Annotated in this window: 19 protein-coding genes; 12 read left to right on the forward strand and 7 right to left on the reverse strand. The window is 63.4% G+C overall.

Annotated features, from left to right (window positions below; genetic code table 11):
• Window positions 1–23 precede the first annotated feature (23 nt).
• Window positions 24–740 carry an SIMPL domain-containing protein gene (locus LOY53_RS04625; protein WP_027595579.1) on the reverse strand — a complete coding sequence of 239 codons (717 nt, stop codon included), beginning with the start codon at window positions 738–740 and terminating at the stop codon, window positions 24–26.
• Window positions 741–942: 202 nt separating this feature from the next.
• Here LOY53_RS04625 and LOY53_RS04630 point away from each other — a divergent pair, with 202 nt between their 5' ends.
• From LOY53_RS04630 to LOY53_RS04645, 4 genes are all read left to right on the forward strand, one after another.
• Complete coding sequence (locus LOY53_RS04630; RefSeq protein ID WP_027595580.1) at window positions 943–2,199, forward strand: ATP-binding protein; 1,257 nt, start codon at window positions 943–945, stop codon at window positions 2,197–2,199.
• The gene (locus LOY53_RS04635) at window positions 2,199–2,759 is read left to right on the forward strand and encodes a response regulator transcription factor (protein ID WP_027595581.1); all 561 of its coding nucleotides are present in this window, start codon (window positions 2,199–2,201) and stop codon (window positions 2,757–2,759) included. The genes LOY53_RS04630 and LOY53_RS04635 overlap by 1 nt, the downstream gene beginning before the upstream one ends.
• Before the next feature lie 135 nt (window positions 2,760–2,894).
• A complete protein-coding gene (locus LOY53_RS04640) occupies window positions 2,895–3,836 on the forward strand; it encodes an AEC family transporter (RefSeq protein ID WP_085272652.1) in 942 nt (313 codons plus the stop codon).
• Between the two features lie 56 nt (window positions 3,837–3,892).
• The gene (locus LOY53_RS04645; protein WP_258703656.1) at window positions 3,893–5,248 is read left to right on the forward strand and encodes an amino acid permease; all 1,356 of its coding nucleotides are present in this window, start codon (window positions 3,893–3,895) and stop codon (window positions 5,246–5,248) included.
• 25 nt (window positions 5,249–5,273) lie between these two features.
• On the opposite strand, the gene LOY53_RS04650 is transcribed toward LOY53_RS04645, so the two are convergent.
• The 5 genes from LOY53_RS04650 to gatC all read right to left on the reverse strand — a co-directional run bounded on the left by LOY53_RS04650 (window position 5,274) and on the right by gatC (window position 10,110).
• Window positions 5,274–6,317 carry a calcium/sodium antiporter gene (locus LOY53_RS04650; RefSeq protein WP_252827381.1) on the reverse strand — a complete coding sequence of 348 codons (1,044 nt, stop codon included), beginning with the start codon at window positions 6,315–6,317 and terminating at the stop codon, window positions 5,274–5,276.
• Window positions 6,318–6,378: 61 nt separating this feature from the next.
• Window positions 6,379–6,753, reverse strand: a complete 375-nt coding sequence (locus LOY53_RS04655) for a septal ring lytic transglycosylase RlpA family protein (protein WP_258703657.1) — start codon at window positions 6,751–6,753, stop codon at window positions 6,379–6,381.
• 145 nt (window positions 6,754–6,898) lie between these two features.
• Window positions 6,899–8,344 (reverse strand): Asp-tRNA(Asn)/Glu-tRNA(Gln) amidotransferase subunit GatB, encoded by a 1,446-nt coding sequence (gene gatB / locus LOY53_RS04660; RefSeq protein WP_085272653.1) that lies wholly within the window; start codon window positions 8,342–8,344, stop codon window positions 6,899–6,901.
• A gap of 11 nt (window positions 8,345–8,355) precedes the next feature.
• Window positions 8,356–9,807, reverse strand: coding sequence for an Asp-tRNA(Asn)/Glu-tRNA(Gln) amidotransferase subunit GatA (gatA, locus tag LOY53_RS04665; protein WP_258703658.1), 1,452 nt, complete (start codon window positions 9,805–9,807; stop codon window positions 8,356–8,358).
• A 15-nt stretch (window positions 9,808–9,822) separates the two neighbouring features.
• Entirely contained in the window at window positions 9,823–10,110 is a 288-nt protein-coding gene (gene gatC / locus LOY53_RS04670; protein ID WP_027595588.1) for an Asp-tRNA(Asn)/Glu-tRNA(Gln) amidotransferase subunit GatC, read from the reverse strand.
• 205 nt (window positions 10,111–10,315) lie between these two features.
• Here gatC and mreB point away from each other — a divergent pair, with 205 nt between their 5' ends.
• From mreB to tldD, 8 genes are all read left to right on the forward strand, one after another.
• Window positions 10,316–11,353, forward strand: a complete 1,038-nt coding sequence (gene mreB / locus LOY53_RS04675; protein WP_003255163.1) for a rod shape-determining protein MreB — start codon at window positions 10,316–10,318, stop codon at window positions 11,351–11,353.
• A 195-nt stretch (window positions 11,354–11,548) separates the two neighbouring features.
• Window positions 11,549–12,571 (forward strand): rod shape-determining protein MreC, encoded by a 1,023-nt coding sequence (gene mreC, locus LOY53_RS04680; protein ID WP_252827382.1) that lies wholly within the window; start codon window positions 11,549–11,551, stop codon window positions 12,569–12,571.
• A complete protein-coding gene (mreD, locus tag LOY53_RS04685; RefSeq protein WP_027595590.1) occupies window positions 12,571–13,059 on the forward strand; it encodes a rod shape-determining protein MreD in 489 nt (162 codons plus the stop codon). Before mreC ends, mreD begins: the two co-directional genes overlap by 1 nt.
• A gap of 33 nt (window positions 13,060–13,092) precedes the next feature.
• Window positions 13,093–13,704, forward strand: a complete 612-nt coding sequence (locus LOY53_RS04690) for a nucleoside triphosphate pyrophosphatase (RefSeq protein WP_252826774.1) — start codon at window positions 13,093–13,095, stop codon at window positions 13,702–13,704.
• A gap of 54 nt (window positions 13,705–13,758) precedes the next feature.
• Window positions 13,759–15,216 (forward strand): ribonuclease G, encoded by a 1,458-nt coding sequence (gene rng, locus LOY53_RS04695; protein WP_027595592.1) that lies wholly within the window; start codon window positions 13,759–13,761, stop codon window positions 15,214–15,216.
• 82 nt (window positions 15,217–15,298) lie between these two features.
• Window positions 15,299–19,114 (forward strand): YhdP family protein, encoded by a 3,816-nt coding sequence (locus LOY53_RS04700; RefSeq protein ID WP_252826775.1) that lies wholly within the window; start codon window positions 15,299–15,301, stop codon window positions 19,112–19,114.
• 14 nt (window positions 19,115–19,128) lie between these two features.
• Window positions 19,129–19,980, forward strand: coding sequence for a carbon-nitrogen hydrolase family protein (locus LOY53_RS04705; RefSeq protein ID WP_258703659.1), 852 nt, complete (start codon window positions 19,129–19,131; stop codon window positions 19,978–19,980).
• 2 nt (window positions 19,981–19,982) lie between these two features.
• The gene (gene tldD, locus LOY53_RS04710; RefSeq protein WP_099452990.1) at window positions 19,983–21,422 is read left to right on the forward strand and encodes a metalloprotease TldD; all 1,440 of its coding nucleotides are present in this window, start codon (window positions 19,983–19,985) and stop codon (window positions 21,420–21,422) included.
• Between the two features lie 117 nt (window positions 21,423–21,539).
• On the opposite strand, the gene yjgA is transcribed toward tldD, so the two are convergent.
• A complete protein-coding gene (gene yjgA / locus LOY53_RS04715; protein WP_027595596.1) occupies window positions 21,540–22,058 on the reverse strand; it encodes a ribosome biogenesis factor YjgA in 519 nt (172 codons plus the stop codon).
• Window positions 22,059–22,118: the final 60 nt, after the last annotated feature.

Raw genomic sequence — 22,118 nt, forward strand, 5'->3', positions numbered from 1 at the left:
GCCGCATGGCGGCCCCATTCAGATCAGGGCATCTGAACTTCGATCAAACCATCGGCATTCATGCTCACTTCGCTGGTACCCGCTTCGATATCCGGCGCCGGCGCTGCTTCGTCAGCGCCCATGGCTTTCATGGCCATCGGTGCGCTGCGCAGGTACGGGCGTGGGTAGCCGCTGCTGTTGAGGTTCAGGTTGACCACTTTGTAGCCCTTGCCACCCAGCGCCTCGGTGGCGAGCTGTGCGCGTGCCTTGAAGGCATTGACCGCGTCCTTGAGCAAATCATCTTCGCTGGCCTTGCGCGTGGCTGGGGCGATGGAGAAGTCCATGCCGCCCATTTTCAGGTCTTGCAGCAGGTCGGCGGTCAATTGCGACAGGGCTGGGAAGTTGGCGCTTTCCAGGCGCAGCTCGGCGCGTTCACGCCAGCCGGTGATCTTCTGCCCTTTGCTGTCATAGACCGGGTAGCTGTTGCGGCTGCCCTGGCTGATCTTCACATCCTTGACCTGGCGAGACTGCTGCACAGCCTTGTTCATGGTCTCGGTGATCTCTTTGGCAAGTTTGCCTGGGTCGGTGTTCTGCGCTTCGCTGTAGAGGGTCACGACCATCAGGTCGCGTGGTACTTCCTTGCTGACTTCGGCACGCAGCGACACCTGGTTGAAGCGCGGCTCATCGGCCGCCAGCGCAGGCAGGCTGGCGAGCAGGCCGCAAGACAGGATCAAGGCAGTGCCGCGACGAGGGATTTGCATGTAAGACTCCTTGGCAATAAAAGGGCGTGGGTGCTGGCTCTCCATTCCACGCATGGCCCATCAGACCGGCAACAGTGTAGTGGGTTCAAAAGTGCCATCATGAACCTGTGACAAAGTGTGGCGCTTTGCCGCATCGCTGCAGCGACGCGCCCGGCTTCGGTATACTCCAGCCGATTTTCTGGAGCACTCATCAGGAGAGCTCATGCTCGCCGACGTACAACCGTTGTCCGCTACACGTCAGAACCTCTGGCGCCTGACTGTTATTCGCGTGCTGGTCCTGGCTGCCCAGGCAGGCTCCGTGGGCGTCGCCTACTGGACCGACCTGCTGCCCTTGCCGTGGTTTTCGTTGGCGGCGACGCTGGCTCTTTCGTCCATCCTGTGCGCCTTCACCGCGTTGCGCCTGCGCCTGTCGCTGCCGGTCACCGAAATGGAATATGCACTGCAGCTTGCCTGTGACCTGCTGATCCACAGTGCCTTGCTGTATTACTCCGGCGGCTCCACCAACCCGTTCGTTTCGTATTACCTGGTGCCGCTGGCGATTGCTGCGGTGACCTTGCCCTGGCTCTATTCGCTGATTCTTTCGGGCATTGCCCTGACGGCCTACAGCCTGCTGCTGGTGCAGTTCTACCCGCTGGAAGGGCTGCCGCTGGCGCGTGACAAGATGCAGGTCTACGGCATGTGGCTGAGCATCGCCCTGGCGGCAGCGGTTATCACCTTCTTTGCTGCGCGCATGGCCGAAGAACTCCGCCGCCAGGAACAACTGCGTTCCGAGCGCCGTGAGGAGAGCCTGCGCGATGAGCAGTTGCTGGCCGTGGCCACCCAGGCCGCTGGCGCTGCCCACGAACTGGGCACCCCGCTGGCGACGATGAGCGTGCTGCTCAACGAAATGCGCCAGGACCACCCCGACCCGTTGTTGCAGGAAGACCTGCAGATCCTTCAGGACCAGGTCAAACTGTGCAAGGAGACCTTGCAGCAACTGGTGCGTGCCGCCGAGGCCAACCGCCGCCTGGCGATGGTCGAGCAGGACGTTACCGCCTGGCTCGACGAGGCGCTCAACCGTTGGCACCTGATGCGGCCCGAGGCCAGCTACCGCTTCCAGCGCCTCAGGGATGGCCAGGTACCGCGCCTGACCCCGCCACCGGACCTGACCCAGGCGCTGCTGAACCTGCTGAACAATGCAGCCGACGCGTGCCCGGACGATCTCGAGGTGCGCCTTGACTGGGACGCCCAGGACATTGTCATCAGTATCCGTGACCATGGCCCCGGTGTGCCCCCAGCGATCGCCGAGGCGATTGGCAAACCGTTTATTACCACCAAGGGCAAAGGCTTCGGCCTGGGCCTGTTCTTGAGCAAGGCCAGCGTGACGCGTGCGGGCGGTTCGGTGAAACTCTATAGTCATGAGCAGGGTGGCACCCTGACCGAATTGCGCCTGCCCCATGGCAAGCGAGGAGATGAATGATGAGTGACGAAACCCAGCTTGAAAGCGAAGAGCTGCCGCACCTGCTGCTGGTGGATGACGATGCCACCTTCACTCGGGTCATGGCGCGTGCCATGAGCCGTCGCGGGTTCCGCGTGAGCACTGCAGGCTCCGCCGAAGAAGGGCTGATCCTGGCCCAGCAGGACCTGCCAGACTACGCCACCCTGGACCTGAAGATGGAAGGCGACTCGGGGCTTGTGCTGCTGCCCAAGCTGCTGGAGCTGGACCCGGAAATGCGCGTGGTGATCCTGACGGGCTATTCCAGCATTGCCACCGCGGTCGAGGCGGTCAAGCGCGGCGCCTGCAACTACCTGTGCAAGCCGGCCGATGCCGACGATGTACTGGCTGCGTTGCTTTCCGAGCATGCCGACCTGGATGCCCTGGTGCCAGAAAACCCGATGTCGGTCGACCGCCTGCAGTGGGAGCACATCCAGCGCGTGCTGAACGAGCACGAGGGCAATATCTCGGCCACGGCGCGGGCGCTGGGCATGCACCGGCGGACCTTGCAGCGCAAATTGCAGAAGCGGCCAGTTCGGCGCTGAGTCTGTGCTGTCAGTGCCGGCCCCTTCGCGGGCACTGACAGAAATTGCCCTGTATCACATCCCGATCCCCGCAACTCGCAGCCGTTGACGTATCATTAGCCCCCTAACGGCAACTCCCTGCAGGATCGCTTGCGCATGCTCGCCCTTCTTATCCAGACGCTGAACATCACGGCACCGGTCTTCGCCATGCTGTTCATGGGCGTGCTGCTCAAACGCATCCACCTGATCGACGACAACTTCAACCGCGTCGCCTCACAGTTGGTGTTCAACGTCTGCATGCCGGCGCTGCTGTTCCTCGGCATCTACCACGCCGACCTGGCAACGGCGGTCAAACCTGGCGTGCTGCTGTACTTCGTCGCGGCCACCCTGGTTGGCTTTGGCGTGGCCTGGGGGCTGGCCATCTGGCGTTGCCCGCCAGCGGACCGCGGCATCTACACCCAAGGCGCGTTTCGCGGCAATAACGGCGTAATCGGCCTGGCCCTGGCCGCCAGCTTGTATGGCGACTACGGCATCTCGCTGGGCGCGGTGCTGGCAGGCCTGGTGATCCTCCTGTACAACTCGCTGTCGGCGGTGGTGCTGGCGGTGTACAGCCCGGACCTCAAGTCCGACCCGTGGAGCATCTGCAAGAACATCTTCAGCAACCCATTGATCATCAGTGTGCTGGTGGCAACGCCCATGGCCTATGGCCAGGTGCCGTTGCCCAACTGGTTGCTCACTTCAGGCGACTACCTGGCGCAAATGACCTTGCCGCTGGCATTGATGTGCATCGGTGGCACCTTGTCGCTGGCGGCGCTGCGTGACAGTGGCAGGCTGGCCATCGATGCCAGCTTGGTGAAGATGGTCTGGTTACCGCTGATCGGCACACTGGGTGCGTGGCTGTGCGGGTTCCGCGGTGCCGAGCTGGGCATTTTGTTCCTGTACATCGGCAGCCCGACGGCGGCAGCCAGCTATGTCATGGCGCGGGCGGCCAACGGCAACCATGAGTTGGCGGCTTCGATCATCGTGATCACTACGCTAATGGCGGCGATCACCACCAATATCGGTATTTTCATCTTGCAGTGGGGCGGATGGATCTAGATCCTTGACTGCAAATAACAGCAATAACACTGCCTCACTGAGCTAAAGGACACTTCATGCAAGACCAGAGCACGCCCGAGCGCTTGCAGCGCGGGCTGAAGAATCGCCATATCCAGCTGATCGCGCTGGGTGGGGCCATCGGCACCGGGCTGTTCCTGGGGATCGCCCAGACCATTCAACTGGCCGGCCCTTCCGTATTGCTGGGCTACGCCATCGCCGGCCTGATGGCCTTCTTCATCATGCGCCAGCTGGGTGAAATGGTGGTCGAAGAGCCGGTCGCCGGCAGCTTCAGCCACTTCGCCCACCAGTACTGGAGCGAGTTCGCAGGCTTTGTCTCGGGCTGGAACTACTGGGTGGTGTACGTGCTGGTGGGCATGGCCGAACTGACCGCCGTGGGCATCTATGTGCAGTACTGGTGGCCAGATTTCCCCACCTGGGCAACGGCGGCGATCTTCTTCGTGGCGATCAATCTCATCAACCTGACCCAAGTGAAGGTCTACGGGGAGATGGAGTTCTGGTTCGCCCTGGTCAAGGTAGTGGCCATCGTCAGCATGATCGGCTTTGGTGCCTGGCTGTTGAGCAGTGGCCACGGCGGCCCGGACGCCAGCGTGGCCAACCTGTGGCAATACGGCGGGTTCTTCCCGAATGGCGTTACTGGCCTGATCATGGCCTTGGCTGTGATCATGTTCTCTTTCGGTGGGCTGGAGCTGGTAGGTATCACCGCCGCCGAGGCAGATAACCCGCGTCAGAGCATCCCTAAGGCCACCAACCAGGTGGTCTACCGCATCCTGATTTTCTACATCGGCGCCCTGGCGGTGCTGTTGTCGCTGTACCCGTGGCAGAAGGTGGTGCAGGGGGGCAGCCCGTTCGTGATGATTTTCCATGAGCTGGACAGCGACCTGGTGGCGACCATCCTCAATGTCGTGGTGCTGACGGCGGCGCTGTCGGTCTACAACAGCTGCGTGTACGCCAACAGCCGCATGCTGTTCGGCCTGGCCAGCCAGGGTGATGCGCCGCGCCAGTTGCTCAAGGTCAGCCGCAGTGGTGTACCGCTGACAGCGCTGGGTGTTTCGGCATTTGCCACGGGCATGTGCGTACTGATCAACTACCTGATGCCGGGTGAAGCCTTTGGCTTGCTGATGGCCCTGGCGGTGTCGGCGCTGGTGATCAACTGGGCGAGCATCAGCATCACCCACCTCAAATTCCGCAAGGCCAAGCTGGCGTCGGGTATTACCCCGTTCTACCAGAGCTGGGGGCACCCGATTACCAATTACCTGTGCCTGGCGTTCATCGTGCTGATTCTGGTGGTGATGTACCTGACGCCGCCGATTCGCATCTCGGTGATGCTGATTCCGGGTTGGATTGCGGTGCTTTGGGTCGCGTTCCGGTTGAAGAAGGCCCGGCAGGGCTGAGGGCTTGTGGCGCCCTCCGCTGGCCTCAGTGCTGCCGCCGCCACGCACGTACGGTGGTGTACAGCAGCACCAAGGCCAGCACTGGCAGGACATAGAACAGCATGAGCCGCTCCAGGCGGCCGGCCAATGGCATGCCGGTGGTAAAGGCCACCACGTGCAGCCCATAGGCCAGGTACAGGCAGAGAAACACCAGGCCTTCAGCGCGGGTGATCCGGTAGCCCGAATAGAACACCGGCAGGCTCAAGACGGCGACGCCCAGCATCACGGGGAGGTCGAAGGCCAGTGCGTTGGGTGAGATCGACAGCGGTTCAGGGGTGATCAGCGCGGTCAGGCCCAGCACACCCAGCAGGTTGAACAGGTTGCTGCCGATCACCGTGCCAACGGCGATTTCCCGTTCGCCGCGCAGGGCGGCAATCATCGCGGCGGCCAGCTCTGGCAATGACGTGCAGACCGCGACCACGGTGAGGCCGATGATGCGTTCGGAAAGACCAAGGTCAGTCGCCACCTCAACGGCGGCTTCCAGCAGCAAGTGGCCGGCCAGGCTCAGCAGGCCAAGGCCAAGGGCAATCTGCAGCAGCGTGCTTGACCAAAAGCGTGCACCACTGACCTTGATGTTGCTGGGCGCGGGGTAGGTGCGAGCGTAATGGCGTGATTGATGCCAGAGCATGGCCAGGTAGCCCACCAGCGCCAGCAACAGCAGCAAGCCCTCCCCGCGGCCCAGGTAGCCATTGGCGGCCAGCGCATACACCAGCGCGCTGGCTGCGATCATCAGGGGAATATCCAGGCGAACCAGTTGACGTGAAACGCGCAGCGGGATGATCAGCGCGGCCAGGCCGAGAATCACCAGTACGTTGAAGATGTTGCTGCCAATCACGCTGCCGACGGCGACATCCGGTGCGCCCTGGAAGGCGGCCTGTAGGCTTACCGTGAGCTGCGGTGCGGTGCTGCCGAAGGCCACCAGGCTCAGCCCGATGATCAGTGGGCGCACGTGCAGGCGCAAGGCCAGGCGCAGGGCCATGCGTACCAGCAGCTCGGCACCGCAGGCCAGCAGCAACAAGGCGACGCCCAGTTGCAGGAGGCTGAAGGTGGGAAGGGTGGCCAGGTCGAAAATGGTCAGGGCTCCAGTGGGGTCAGTCGCTCAGACCTTGTACCCGGACGCGCGCCGTTCCGCTACGGAGCATGCCGATTTTTTGTGCTGCAGCGCGTGACAGGTCGATCAGCCGGCCGCGTGTATGCGGGCCGCGGTCATTGATGCGCACCACCACGCTGCGTTGGTTGGCGAGGTTGGTGACCAGCACGCGGCTGCCGAACGGCAGGCTGCGGTGAGCGGCGGTAAGGCCGTGCTGGTTGAAAGGTTCGCCACTGGCCGTGCGTTTGCCATGGTGGCGCGAGCCGTAATAAGAGGCGGTGCCGGTCTTGTCGTAGCCGCGGGGGTCGATATCGTGGCTGGCACAGCCGGCCAGCAGGGAGAACAGGGCGAGGGTGCCGAGGGATCGTTTTAGCAAGTCAAAGGCTCTCCAGTGCGACCATTCGCGGGCAAGCCAGCTCCCACAGGTATGTCAGCGTCTGTGAGAGCGGCGCTGTACCTGTGGGAGCGGGCTTGCCCGCGAACGAGGGCGAAGCCCTCGTAGGATTACAGGGTCAAAACAATCAACCTTCGAGCTTGGCTTTGAGCAATTGGTTCACTTGCCCCGGGTTGGCCTTGCCCTTCGACGCCTTCATCGCCTGGCCGACGAAGAAGCCGAACATCTTGCCGCGCTTGGCCTCGTCGGCGGCGCGGTACTGTTCGACCTGTTCGGCATTGGCAGCCAGCATTTCGTCGAGCATCTTGTCGATCGCACCGGTGTCGGTGACCTGCTTCAGGCCACGGCTCTCGATGATGCTGTCGGCATCGCCTTCACCGGCGGCCATGGCCTCGAACACGGTCTTGGCGATCTTGCCGCTGATGGTGTTGTCGCTGATACGCAGTAGCATGCCACCCAACTGCTCGGCGCTGACCGGCGCCTGGTCAATCTCGACACCCAGCTTGTTCAGCAGGCTGCCCAGCTCGACCATGACCCAGTTGGCTGCCAGCTTGGCGTCGCCACCAATCTTCACCACTTGCTCGAAGTAGTCTGCCTGTTCGCGGCTCGATGCCAGCACGTTCGCGTCGTAGGCCGACAGGCCGTACTGGCTCTGGAAGCGCTCGACCTTCTGCGGCGGCAGCTCTGGCAGGCCGGCGCGGATGGTGTCGAGGAAGCTGTCCTCGATGACCACCGGCAGCAGGTCTGGGTCGGGGAAGTAACGGTAGTCGTTGGCTTCCTCCTTGCTGCGCATGGAGCGGGTCTCGTCCTTGTTCGGGTCGTACAGGCGGGTTTCCTGGATGACCTTGCCACCGTCTTCGATCAAGTCGATCTGGCGCTGGATCTCGCTGTTGATCGCGCGTTCGATGAAGCGGAACGAGTTGACGTTCTTGATCTCGCAGCGGGTACCGAACTCGGCCTGGCCTTTTGGTCGGATCGACACGTTGCAGTCGCAGCGCAGCGAGCCTTCGGCCATGTTGCCGTCGCAGATGCCCAGGTAGCGCACCAGGGCGTGGATCGCCTTGACGTAGGCCACGGCTTCTTTGGCGCTGCGCATGTCCGGCTCGGACACGATTTCCAGCAGCGGCGTGCCGGCGCGGTTCAGGTCGATGCCGGTGGAGCCGCTGAAGTCTTCGTGCAGGCTCTTGCCGGCGTCTTCCTCCAGGTGCGCACGGGTCACGCCGATGCGCTTGATGGTGCCGTCTTCCAGGGCGATGTCCAGGTGGCCCTTGCCGACGATTGGCAGGTCCATCTGGCTGATCTGGTAGCCCTTGGGCAGGTCGGGGTAGAAGTAGTTCTTGCGCGCGAACACGTTGCGCTTGCCGATCTCGGCATCGATCGCCAGGCCGAACATGCACGCCATGCGCACGGCTTCCTGGTTCAGCACCGGCAGTACACCAGGCATGCCTAAGTCAACCAGGCTGGCCTGGGTGTTTGGCTCGGAGCCGAAGGTGGTGGCGCTGCCGGAGAAGATCTTCGACTGGGTGGCGAGCTGAGTATGAATCTCCAGCCCGATCACAACTTCCCATTGCATGTGTGAACTCCTCAGAAGCCGTTAGGGGCGCGGGTGTGCCAGTCGGTCACTTGCTGGTAGCGGTGCGCGACGTTGAGCAGGCGGCCTTCCTGGAAGTAGGGCGCCAGCAGTTGCACGCCGACCGGCAGGCCATCGACGAAGCCCGCCGGCATCGACAGGCCCGGCAGGCCCGCCAGGTTGGCGGTGATGGTGTAGACGTCTTCCAGGTAGGCGGCGACGGGGTCGCTGCTCTTGGCGCCGAGCTTCCAGGCCGGGTTCGGCGTGGTTGGGCCGAGGATCAGGTCAACCCCTTCGAACGCGGCCATGAAGTCGTTCTTGATCAGGCGACGAATCTGCTGGGCTTTGACGTAGTAGGCGTCGTAGTAACCGGCCGACAGGGCGTAGGTGCCAACCATGATGCGGCGCTGCACTTCGGCGCCGAAGCCTTCGCCCCGGGAACGCTTGTACAGGTCGGTCAGGTCTTTTGGCTCTTCGCAGCGATAGCCGAAGCGCACGCCGTCGAAGCGCGACAGGTTGGAAGACGCCTCAGCAGGCGCGATCACGTAGTACGCCGGGATGGCGTGCTGCATGTTCGGCAGGCTGATTTCCTTGACCACGGCGCCGAGCTTTTCCAGCTCTTTGACGCTGGCTTGCACCAGGTCGGCGATGCGCGGGTCAAGGCCTGCGCCGAAGTATTCCTTCGGCAGGCCGATGCGCAGGCCTTGCAGCGAAGCGTTGAGGTTGGCGCTGTAGTCCGGCACCGGCTCTTCGATGCTGGTGGAGTCCTTGGCATCGAAACCGGCCATGCCTTGCAGCAGCAGCGCGCAGTCTTCGGCCGTGCGGGCCAGCGGGCCGCCTTGGTCGAGGCTGGAGGCGTAAGCGATCATGCCCCAGCGCGAAACACGACCGTACGTCGGTTTTAGGCCGGTCAGGTTAGTCAGCGCTGCCGGCTGTCGGATCGAACCGCCAGTGTCGGTGCCGGTGGTGGCTGGCAGCAGGCGCGCGGCGACTGCCGCAGCCGAACCACCCGACGAGCCGCCTGGGACGTGCTCGAGGTTCCACGGGTTTTTCACCGGGCCGTAGTGGCTGGATTCGTTGGCCGAACCCATGGCGAATTCGTCCATGTTGGTCTTGCCCAGGGTGACCATGCCGGCTTCAGCCAGCTTGGCGACCACGGTGGCGTCGTACGGCGCCTTGAAGTTGTCGAGCATCTTCGAGCCGCAGCTGGTGCGTACGCCGTTGGTGCAGAACAGGTCCTTGTGGGCAATCGGCGCACCCAGCAGGGCGCCAGCTTCGCCAGCGGCGCGACGGGCGTCAGCGGCACGGGCCTGGCCCAGGGCCAGTTCCTCGGTGACGCTGATGAAGCTGTTGATTTGCGGGTCGAGCTGTTTGATGCGCGCCAGCAGGGCGCCCGTCAGCTCTTCGGAGGAAAACGACTTGTCGGCGAGTCCGCGGGCGATCTCGGCCAGGGTCAATTGGTGCATGGCAGGCTCTATCCCTTACTCGATGACTTTGGGAACCAGGTACAGACCGCTTTCGGTCGACGGTGCGATGGCCTGGTAGGCCTCGCGCTGGTTGCTTTCGGTGACCTGGTCGGGACGCAGTCGCTGGCTGGCCTCCAGGGGGTGGGCGAGGGGCTCGATGCCAGTGGTGTCGACCGCTTGCATCTGGTCGACCAGCCCGAGAATGCTGTTCAGTGCATCGGTAATGCGTGGCAGTTCGCCATCATTCAGCCCCAGACGGGCCAGATGGGCGATCTTTTCCACGTCGCAGCGTTCAAGCGCCATGGGGATCTCCAGGGGAAACAAAGAACGGAATTAGGGTCCGTGATGAGGAACATGTCGGCATTCTGGCGGTCATACGGCCGCGATCATCTGCTGGCGTGCTCGGAAAAACGACCAATTTAACATATTGGCTCCTTGCCCAAAATCCCTGCCATTGTTAGAGTTTGCCGCACTTTTTTACCCACGCTTTCCCCAGGGTCACTTTCCCATGTTCAAGAAACTGCGTGGCATGTTTTCCAGCGATCTTTCCATCGACCTGGGTACTGCCAACACCCTTATTTACGTGCGTGAGCGCGGTATCGTCCTGAATGAGCCCTCGGTTGTTGCCATCCGTACCCATGGCAATCAGAAAAGCGTCGTCGCCGTCGGTACCGAAGCCAAACGCATGCTGGGCCGTACGCCCGGCAACATTGCTGCCATTCGTCCGATGAAGGACGGCGTCATTGCCGACTTCAGCGTTTGTGAAAAAATGTTGCAGTATTTCATCAACAAGGTTCACGAGAACAGCTTCCTGCAGCCCAGCCCTCGTGTGCTGATCTGCGTGCCGTGCAAGTCGACCCAGGTAGAGCGCCGCGCGATTCGCGAGTCGGCCCTGGGTGCCGGTGCCCGTGAAGTGTTCCTGATCGAAGAACCAATGGCCGCCGCCATCGGTGCCGGCCTGCCGGTCGAAGAAGCCCGTGGTTCGATGGTCGTCGATATCGGTGGTGGTACCACTGAAATCGCCCTGATTTCGTTGAACGGCGTGGTTTACGCCGAATCCGTCCGCGTCGGCGGCGACCGCTTCGACGAAGCCATCGTGACCTACGTGCGCCGCAACTACGGCAGCCTGATCGGCGAGTCCACCGCTGAGCGCATCAAGCAGGAAATCGGCACCGCCTACCCAGGTGGCGAAGTGCGCGAAGTCGATGTCCGCGGCCGTAACCTGGCCGAAGGCGTACCGCGTGCCTTCACCCTGAATTCCAACGAAGTGCTGGAAGCGCTGCAAGAATCCCTGGCGACCATCGTCCAAGCGGTCAAAAGCGCCCTGGAGCAATCGCCGCCGGAGCTGGCCTCCGACATCGCCGAGCGTGGCCTGGTGCTGACCGGTGGTGGCGCACTGCTGCGCGACCTCGACAAACTGCTGGCTCAGGAAACTGGCCTGCCGGTGATCGTCGCCGAGGACCCGCTGACCTGTGTCGCCCGTGGCGGCGGTCGCGCCCTGGAGATGATGGACAAGCACGCGATGGACCTGCTCTCCAGCGAGTGATGCTGCTCGCTGTTCCTGAGCGCCCGGTTTACAGGTAGCACGCACAGTGCTACCTGTATGCGCTGGGCTGGCGTCCGTCCGGGCGTCGTTTCCGTCAACCCGCAACCAGGCTGGTGCGTTGTCCCATGTCCAATGACCTCCTGAGTCGTCCACGAGGAACGGCCCATTAAACCGCTTTTCTCCAAGGGCCCTTCGCTGGGCGTTCGTCTGCTCGTATTGGTGGTGCTGTCGGTCGCGCTGATGGTGGTCGATGCGCGCTTTGCCGTGCTTAAACCCGTGCGCAGCCAGATGGGCCTGGTATTGATGGAGTCGTACTGGATCACCGATTTGCCGCAGCGTTTGTGGCAAGGCGTGGCAGGCCAGTTCGGCAGCCGTACCGAACTCATCGCGGAAAACGAAAAACTCAAGACCGAGGCTCTGCTGTTGCAGGGGCGCCTGCAGAAGCTGGCGGCCCTGACCGAGCAGAACGTGCGCTTGCGTGAACTGCTCAACTCGTCCGCCCTGGTCAACGAAAAGGTTGAAGTGGCCGAGTTGATCGGCGTCGACCCCAACCCGTTCACGCACCGCATCCTGATCAACAAGGGCGAGCGCGATGGCGTGTTCCTCGGCCAGCCGGTGCTCGATGCCCGCGGCCTGATGGGCCAAGTGGTCGAGTTGATGCCCTACACCTCGCGGGTACTGTTGCTGACCGATACCACCCACAGCATTCCGGTGCAGGTCAACCGCAACGGCCTGCGCGCCATCGCCAGTGGCACCGGCAACCCGGAGCGCCTGGAGCTACGCCATGTGGCCGATACCGCCGACATCAAGGAAGGCGACCTGCTGGTCAGTTCCGGCATGGGCCAGCGCTTCCCGGCCGGTTACCCGGTGGCCACGGTCAACGAAGTGATTCACGACTCCGGCCAGCCGTTCGCCATCGTTCGTGCCATCCCTACCGCCGCGCTCAACCGCAGCCGCTACATGCTGCTAGTGTTCAGCGACCGACGCAGCCCAGAGCAACGCGCCACTGACGCTGCGATCGCGCAGGAAGAGGCCGACCGCAAAGGCACGTCGGTCGGCGTCCAGCCTGGCGCCAATGGCGAGCAGGGTGCACCTGCCACTCCGGCTGCTACACCTGCTACACCTGCAGCACCTGCAGCCGCTGCCCCGCAGCCCACCGCGGCGCCTGCAGCGCCGGCCACGCCTGCGGCAGCGCCCGCCCAACCTCGGAGGCAATGATGGCTGCATCACGCCGTAATAATGGCTGGGTCATCTGGCTGACGTTCGCCATCGGCCTGCTGCTCAGCGTTTCGCCGATGCCGCAGTTCATGGAAGTGTTCCGGCCTATGTGGCTGGCGCTGCTGGTGTCGTTCTGGACACTCGCGGTCCCGAGCAAGGTCGGCATGACCACGGCCTTCGTGCTGGGGCTGGCCGAGGATGTGCTGTATGGCACGTTGCTGGGGCAGAACGCGCTGATCCTGACCTTGATCACCTTCCTGGTGCTGTCATTGCAACAGCGCCTGCGCATGTTCCCGATGTGGCAGCAGAGCCTGGTGATTCTGGTGATTTTCGGTATTGCCCAGTTGATCCAGCTGTGGCTCAGTGCCTTGACCGGTAACCGCCTGCCGACCTTGGCGCTGGTGTGGTCAGCAGTCATCAGTGCCTTGCTCTGGCCATGGATCAGCTTTGCCCTGCGCGACCTGCGCCGACGCTTGCGTATAAATTGACGGCGTTGCCGCGACTGACAGGGAGATGTCTACATGAACCCGCTTTACCTGGCCTCTGGCTCGCCACGTCGTCGTGAATTGCTGACCCAGATCGGCGTACCGTTCACCACGGTGAGCGCCCCCATCGATGAAACCCCGCTTGCCGACGAAGGCGCTGCAGCCTATGTCGAGCGCCTTGCCCGGGCCAAGGCAGAGGCTGGCCTGGCCTGCCTGCAGGGCCCGGCTGTCGTCCTGGGCGCAGATACGGCGGTGGTCCTCGAAGGCCGTATTCTCGGCAAACCCGAAAACCGCGAACATGCCCTGGCCATGCTGGCCGACCTGTCTGGCCGCGAGCATCAGGTGCTGACGGCTGTCGCCCTGAGCGATGGCCACCGCAGGCAAAGCCTGTGCGTCACCAGCAACGTCCGTTTTCGTACCATCAGCGCCGATGAAGCTGCCCGTTATTGGGCCAGCGGCGAGCCTGCCGACAAAGCCGGTGGCTATGCCATCCAGGGGCTGGCGGCGGTCTTCGTCACCGCCCTGACGGGCAGCTACTCCGCCGTGGTCGGCTTGCCATTGAGCGAGACCGCCGATTTGCTGGCCCAGTTCGGCATTGCCTGCTGGCAATTGCCCGCGCTTTCTTCAGAGGTAACAAACCCGCGGTAGCCAGTACCGCGTACGCGATCCATCATTATCCAAGACCTTTGACGAGAGCCTGCCATGAGTGAAGAGATCCTGATCAACATCACCCCGATGGAGTCGCGTGTGGCGGTGGTGGAAAACGGGGTGCTGCAGGAAGTGCACGTCGAGCGCACCCTGCGTCGCGGCATCGTCGGCAATATCTACAAGGGCAAGGTGGTGCGCGTGCTACCCGGCATGCAGGCGGCGTTCGTCGACATCGGCCTGGAGCGGGCGGCGTTCATCCACGCCTCGGAGATCTCGCAGCGCGAAGGCTCGGCGGTAGAGAACATTACCGCGCTGGTGCATGAAGGCCAGGCCCTGGTGGTACAGGTGACCAAAGACCCGATCGGCACCAAGGGCGCACGCCTGACCACGCAGTTGTCGATCCCTTCGCGTTACCTGGTGTACATGCCGCGCAGCAGCCATGTCGGTATTTCCCTGAAGATCGAAGACGAAGCTGAGCGTGATCGCCTCAAGCAGGTAGTCAGCAGCTGCATGGACAGCGAGAACATCAAGGATGCCGGTGGTTTCATCTTGCGTACTGCCGCCGAAGGCGCGCGCGCGGAAGAAATCCTCCAGGACATTCGCTACCTGCGCCGCCTGTGGGAGCAGATCGGCAGCCAGATCCAGAGCTGCGGCGCACCCACGGTAATCTACGAAGACCTCGGCCTGGCCCTGCGTACCCTGCGCGACCTGGTCAACCCGAAGATCGAAAAAATCCGCATCGATTCGCGCGAAACGTTCCAGAAAACCACGCAGTTCGTCGGCGAGCTGATGCCGGAAATCGCCGATCGCCTCGAGCATTACCCTGGCGAACGGCCGATCTTTGACCTGTACGGCGTCGAAGACGAGATTCAGCGTGCCCTGGAGCGCAAGGTGCCGCTCAAATCCGGCGGTTACCTGGTGGTCGACCCGGCTGAAGCGATGACCACCATCGACGTCAACACCGGCGCCTTTGTCGGCCATCGCAACCTCGAAGAGACCATCTTCAAGACCAACCTCGAAGCCGCCACCGCCATTGCCCGGCAACTGCGCCTGCGCAACATCGGCGGCATCATCATCATCGACTTCATCGACATGGAAGATGAAGAGCATCAGCGCCAGGTGCTGCGCACCCTGGAAAAACAGCTCGAGCGTGATCACGCCAAGACCAACATCATTGGCATTACCGAGCTGGGCCTGGTGCAGATGACCCGCAAGCGCACCCGCGAGAGCCTCGAGCAGGTGCTGTGCGAGCCGTGCCTGGCGTGCCAGGGGCGCGGCAAGCTGAAAACCCCCGAGACCATCTGCTACGAAATCTTCCGTGAAATCCTCCGCGAGGCACGTGCCTATCAGGCCGAGGGTTACCGCGTGCTGGCCAATCAGAAGGTGGTCGACCGGCTGCTGGACGAGGAGTCCGGCAACGTTGCGGAGCTTGAAACCTTCATCGGCCGAACTATCCGCTTCCAGGTCGAGTCGATGTACTCGCAGGAACAATACGATGTGGTGCTGCTCTGAGGCTTCGCGAAACGCGCCACAGGATGGCCGGGCTGGCAAAACCGGCACTTAGGGCCATCATGGATAAACGACCTGGAGGGCCATGGCCATGGGACGTCTGAACCGCGTTCTTGTCGCCTCGACCCGCTGGGGGCTGGGCATTTGCGCGCTGCTGGCGGTGTTGGTGGCGCTGTACGTTAGCGTTGGCCGGCAACTGGTGCCGCTGGTGGCCGAATACCGGGCCGATGTCGAGCACAAGGCCGAGCAAGCGTTGGGCTTGCCGGTGCACGTTGGTGCCCTGGAGGGCCGCTGGAGCGGGCTTGCGCCTGTACTGCGCGTTCGCGACCTGCAATTGGGCGAAGGTGCTGGCGCGTTGCGCCTGGACGAGGTCAAGCTGGTGCCAGACCTCTGGGCCAGCCTGACCTCCCGTGAGGTACGCCTGGCACGTATCCAGCTGGGTGGCTTGCAACTGATCCTGCGCGAAGACGCGCAAGGCGCCTGGAACCTCGAAGGGCTGCCGAAGAAGGACGATGCCCCGCTCGACCCCGCCGAGTTGCTGCAGCGCCTGCGTCAACTGGGTCGCATCGATGTGTTCGACAGCCAGGTAACCCTGCATCCCTGGCAGCGCGACCCCCTGACCTTGACCTACGTAAGCGTGGGCTTGCAGGCCGGTGCCTCGCGCCAGGCCCTGGACTTACGCGCCACACTGCCTGACGGCCAGCCCCTGGCGCTGAACCTGCGCAGCCGCGCGTCGGCCGAGGCCTGGCACGATGGCCAGGTTGCCGCCTACCTGAGCCTGCCGCAAAGCGACTGGGCACACTGGTTGCCGCCGAGCCTGCTGGGCAAGTGGCACGCCAGCGCATTGCGCGCGGGTGGCGAGTTCTGGGTCGATTGGGGCAAAGGCCAGTTGCAGCAAGCCGTGGTCCGCCTCAATGCGCCCCAGCTACAAGGCGCTTATGCCGAGCGCAAAGCCGCGACCTTGGAGAACCTGGCGCTGTCTGCGTGGTTCCAGCGCAACGAGCAAGGTTTTGATGTAATGATCGATTCCCTGGCCATGAATATCGGCAAGAACCGTTGGGAATCCCACCTTCAATTACGTCAGCGCCCAGGGCAGGCCCCCGCTGATGAGCGCTGGCAAGTGCAGGCCGATCGCCTCGACCTCACCCCTTTGACCCCGTTGATCAATGCCCTGGCACCGCTGCCGGACAACCTCATGGCTGTGGTTGATGGCCTGAAAGTCACCGGCGCGCTGCGCAACGTGCGCCTGGAGGCGCGGCCCAAAGCCGAAGGCGACCAGCGCCTGCAGTTTGCCGCCAACCTGGAGAAGGTCGGTTTCAACGCTTACCACGGTGCCCCGGCGGCCGGCAATGTCAGCGGCAGCGTCAGTGGTGACCTGGGCCACGGCGAGCTGCGGCTGGATACCGATGCGTTCATGCTGCACCTGTACCCGATCTTCGCCAAACCCTGGCATTACCAGCAGGCCAATGCACGCCTGACCTGGGCCCTCGACAAAGAAGGCTTCACCCTCGTCGCGCCGTACCTGAAGGTGCTGGGCGAGGAGGGCAAGATCGCCGGTGACTTCCTCATTCGCCTGCTGTTCGAAGAGGGCCGCGAAGACTACATGGACCTGCGCGTCGGCTTGACCGAGGGCGATGGCCGCTACACGGCCAAGTACCTGCCCGAAGTGCTGAGCCCGGCCCTCGACGAATGGCTGCGCAGTGCGATCGTCAAAGGCACCGTGGACGAGGGTTACTTCCAATACCAAGGCTCGCTGAACCATGGCGCCGCACCGGAGGCACGCAGTATCAGCCTGTTCTTCAAGGTGCACGACGCGGTGTTGGACTTCCAGCCCGGCTGGCCACAGGTGCAGCAGGTGGACGGTGATGTGCTGATCGAGGACAGCGGTGTGCGCATCAAGGCCCACCATGGCCTGTTGCTCGACACCAAGGTCAGTGACGTCAGTGTCGACATCCCCCACGTCGAGGGTGACCAGCACAGCCACCTGTACCTCGATGGCGATTTCGACGGCGGCCTGGACGACGGCCTGAAAATTCTCAAAGAGGCGCCGATCGGCACGGGCGAGATCTTCGCCGGCTGGGAAGGCGAGGGCCCGCTCAAGGGCAAGGTCAAGCTTGATATCCCCCTGGCCCACGGGGAACGGCCCAAGGTTCAGGTGGACTTCGCCACCGCTGATGCTCGCCTCAAGGTGGCCCCGCCCAGCCTGGAGTTGAACCGCCTGAAAGGCGACTTCAGCTTCGATTTAGACAAAGGGCTCAGTGGCAAGAACATTAGCTTGCAGGCGTTCGGCAAGCCGGTCACCGCGCAGATCGTTGCCGAGGGCGCGCCAGGGCAGATGCAGACCCGCATCAACGCCAATGGCCAGGTCGCGCTAAAGGCGTTGACCGAGTGGCTGCAATTCAACCAGGCCTTGCCGGCCTCGGGCGACTTGCCGTATCAGTTGCAGCTCAACCTGGGCAGCCGGGACAACAGCCTCAGCGTCAACTCCTCACTCAAGGGCCTTGCCATCGACTTGCCTGCGCCCTTCGGCAAGGCCGCTGCGGACACCCGCGACAGCCGTTTCAGCATGAACCTGCAAGGCTCGGAGCGGCGCATTGACGCCGGTTATGCCGACCTCGCGCGCTTCGCCTATGCCGCACCTTCCGACAAGCTGGCCCAGGGCCGCGGCGAATTGCTGCTGGGCACGGGCCAGGCACAAGTACCGGCCGGCCAGGGCTTGCGCGTACGTGGGCGCCTGGAAACACTCGACCTGGCCCCCTGGCAGGCCAAGGTGGCCAGCCTGGGCGGTGATGACCCCGGTGGCAGTGCGCGGCAGATCCTGCAGAGCGTCGACCTGAGCATTGGCCAACTTAAGGCCTTCGGCATGGACCTCAACCAGGCGGTGGTGCGCCTGGCCCGGGGGGGGCCGGCGTGGGACTTGCGGCTGGACAGCAAGGAAGTCATCGGCAACGCGCGCGTGCCCGATGCCAAGGGCGCGCCCATGTCGATTCGCTTGCAGACCTTGCGCCTGCCGGCGGCCGACCCGGCTCAGGCCCAGGCTGAGGAAGGGCCTGACCCGTTGGCCTCGTTCGACCCGCGCAAGGTACCTGCGCTGGACCTGAGCATCGACAAGCTCTACCGCGGCGACGACCTGTTCGGCAGCGCCTCGATCAAGCTGCGCCCAACCGCGCGTGGCGTGTCGGCAGACGATATCGACCTGGACTTCAAAGGCCTGCGCATCGACGGCGGCGGTGGCTGGGAAGGCCAGCCGGGCAGCACCAGCAGCTGGTACAAAGGGCGCCTGGATGGCAAGAACCTGGCCGATGTGCTCAAGGCGTGGGGGTTCGCGCCTACCGTGACCAGCCGCGATTTCCGCCTGGATGTCGATGGCCGTTGGCCCGGTTCGCCTGCCTGGGTGGGCCTGAACCGCTTCTCCGGGAGCATGGACGCGGCGTTGCGTACCGGCCAGTTCGTCGAAGTCGAGGGCAGTGCCCAGGCCTTGCGCGTGTTCGGCCTGCTCAATTTCAACTCCATCGGCCGTCGCCTGCGCCTGGACTTCTCCGACCTGTTCGAAAAAGGGCTGGCCTATGACCGGGTCAAAGGCCTGCTGGTGGCCAGTAATGGCGTGTACGTGACCCGTGAACCGATTACGGTGACCGGCCCTTCGAGCAATTTCGAGCTCGAGGGCACCCTGGACATGGTCCGTGACCGGGTGGATGCCAACCTGCAGGTAACCCTGCCAGTCACCAACAACCTGCCGCTGGCTGCCTTGATCGTCGGTGCGCCGGCAGTCGGGGGCGCGCTGTTCCTTGTGGATCGGTTGATCGGCGACCGGGTCTCACGCTTTGCCAGCGTGCATTACCGCGTCGAGGGGCCGTGGAAAGAGCCTAGAATCACATTTGTGAAACCTTTCGAGAAATAGCGCCAGGAGTAGTCATGAAGGCAGCGGTGATCCAGATGGTCAGCCAGGACGACGTGCTGGCCAACCTGCAGCGGGCCGGCGCCCTGCTTGAGCAGGCCGCGCTCGGTGGCGCACGCCTGGCCGTACTGCCAGAGAACTTCGCTGCAATGGGGCGCAAGGATGCTGCGGCGATCGGGCGTGCCGAAGCCTTGGGGGAAGGGCCGATCCTGCCCTGGTTGAAACGCACGGCGCGCGAGCTCAAGTTATGGATTGTCGCCGGCACGTTGCCGTTGCCACCGGTCGGCCAACCTGATGCCAAGGCCCATGCCTGCTCGTTGTTGATCGATGAACACGGTGAAGTGGCAGCGCGCTATGACAAGTTGCACCTGTTTGACGTGGACGTCGCCGACAACCGCGGCCGTTATCGCGAGTCTGATGACTATGCCCATGGCGCACAGGTGGTGGTGGCCGATACCCCGGTGGGGCGCCTGGGCTTGAGCGTATGCTATGACCTGCGCTTCCCCGAGTTGTACAGCGCACTGCGCGCAGCCGGGGCAGAACTGATCACCGCACCTGCCGCCTTCACGGCGGTGACAGGGGCGGCGCACTGGGATGTGCTGATTCGCGCGCGTGCCATCGAGACCCAGTGCTACCTGTTGGCCGCAGCGCAGGGCGGCACCCATCCAGGGCCACGGGAAACCCATGGCCATGCAGCGATCATCGACCCTTGGGGGCGGATCGTTGCACAGCAGGCGCAGGGCGAAGCGGTATTGCTCGCCGAGCGCGACATTGACGAACAAGCGTCCATTCGGGCGCGCATGCCGGTGGTATCGCACCGGCGCTTTTTCTCGCAGGACGCCTTGCGGCCTGCGCACACCTCGGAGTGACTATGAGCCAGATGTTATCCACCGTCAGCGAGCAGCTCCTGGCCCCAGGCGGATTGACCCTGGACAGCCTGCAGGCTGTGCTGGGTGAGTTGGCCGGCCCGGGCATCGATGCCGCCGACTTGTATTTCCAGGGCCAGATCTCGGAAACCTGGGCGCTCGAGGACGGCATCGTCAAAGAGGGCAGCTTCAACCTGGATCAGGGCGTGGGCGTACGTGCCCAATCCGGTGAAAAGACCGGCTTCGCCTACAGCAATGCCATCAACCTAGAAGCCTTGACCTCGGCGGCCCGCGCCGCGCGTTCGATTTCCCGCGCTGGGCAGAATGGCACGGTGCAAGCGTTCCGTAGCCAGGATGTGACCGCCCTGTATGCACCGGACAACCCGTTGGATGTGCTGACGCGCGCCGAAAAGGTCGACCTGCTCAAGCGTGTCGATGCGGCGACCCGTGCGCTGGACCCGCGTATCCAGCAGGTCAGCGTGAGCATGGCCGGGGTTTGGGAGCGCATTCTCATCGCCGCGGCGGACGGCAGCCTGGCCGCCGACGTGCGCCCGCTGGTGCGTTTCAACGTCAGCGTCATCGTCGAACAGAATGGCCGCCGCGAGCGCGGTGGCCAGGGCGGTGGCGGGCGTACCGACTACCGTTTCTTCACCGAAGAGAAGGTCATGGGCTATGCCCGTGAGGCCTTGCGCCAGGCGCTGGTGAACTTGGAAGCGATTCCAGCGCCGGCTGGCACCTTGCCGGTGGTGCTGGGCTCGGGTTGGTCGGGCGTGTTGTTGCATGAGGCGGTGGGCCATGGCCTGGAAGGCGACTTCAACCGCAAGGGCAGCTCGGCGTTCAGCGGCCGTATCGGTGAGCAGGTGGCGTCGAAGCTGTGCACCATCGTCGACGACGGCACCCTTGAAGGCCGCCGTGGCTCTCTGAGCGTGGATGACGAAGGCACCCCGACCGAGTGCACCACGCTGATCGAAAACGGTGTGCTCAAAGGCTACATGCAGGACAAACTGAATGCCCGCCTGATGGGCATGGCCGTGACAGGCAACGGCCGCCGCGAGTCCTACGCGCATCTGCCGATGCCACGTATGACCAACACCTACATGCGTGCCGGCGAGAGCGACCCGCAAGAAATCATCGCCTCGGTAAAAAAAGGCATCTACTGCGCCAACCTTGGTGGTGGCCAGGTGGATATCACCAGCGGCAAGTTCGTGTTCTCCACCAGTGAGGCGTATTTGATCGAGGACGGCAAGATTACTGCGCCGGTCAAAGGGGCAACGCTGATTGGTAACGGACCGGAGGCGATGAGCCGCGTGTCGATGGTCGGCAATGACCTGGCCCTGGACAGTGGTGTCGGGACCTGCGGCAAGGATGGGCAATCGGTGCCAGTAGGGGTAGGGCAGCCGACGCTGAAGCTGGATGCGATCACAGTTGGCGGTACTGGCGCGTGATGGCGTTGGGGACCGCATTGCGGTCCTTTCGCAGCGCAAGGCTGCTTCTACAGGTATCGCATGCCCCTGTAGGAGCAGCCTTGCGCTGCGAATGGGCCGCAACGCGGCCCCAGGGCATCAACGCAAACCGCGCTGCAGCTCGTCGAGGTCGCGGATGTACTTGAACACCTTGCGCGCAGCAGCAGGCGGCTTGTTCCGCGCTTTTTCGTGCTGGGCATGGCGGATCAGCGAGCGCAGTTGCTGGCGATCGGTGTCGGGGTATTCGTTGACGAAGCGTTCGAGGTCTTCGTCATTACCGTCGATGAGCCGGTCACGCCAGCGCTCCAGGCCGTGGAAGCGCTCGTTGTACTGGCGGGTCGAGCTGTCCATCTGTTCGAGCAAGGCATGGATGGCATCCAGGTCCTGGACGCGCATCAGCTTGCCGACGAACGACATGTGCCGTTTGCGGGCTCCGTGAGCTGTGTGCTTGCTGGCCTCGGCCAACGCTTTGCGTAGCTCGTCGGTCAACGGCAGGCGTGCCAGGGTGTCGGCCTTGAGCGTAGTGAGGCGCTCGCCGAGTTCAACCAGCTCATGCAGTTCGCGCTTGATCTGGGTTTTGCTTTTTTCGCCGTCGTAGGCGTCGTTTGAATCAACCATGGTGGCAGTCCGCTAGAAATCGCCGCCATGATAACCAGTCGGGGGCCGCTTGTCCGGCCC

This window comes from Pseudomonas sp. B21-031 (assembly GCF_024748985.1).
Lineage (GTDB): Bacteria > Pseudomonadota > Gammaproteobacteria > Pseudomonadales > Pseudomonadaceae > Aquipseudomonas > Aquipseudomonas kermanshahensis.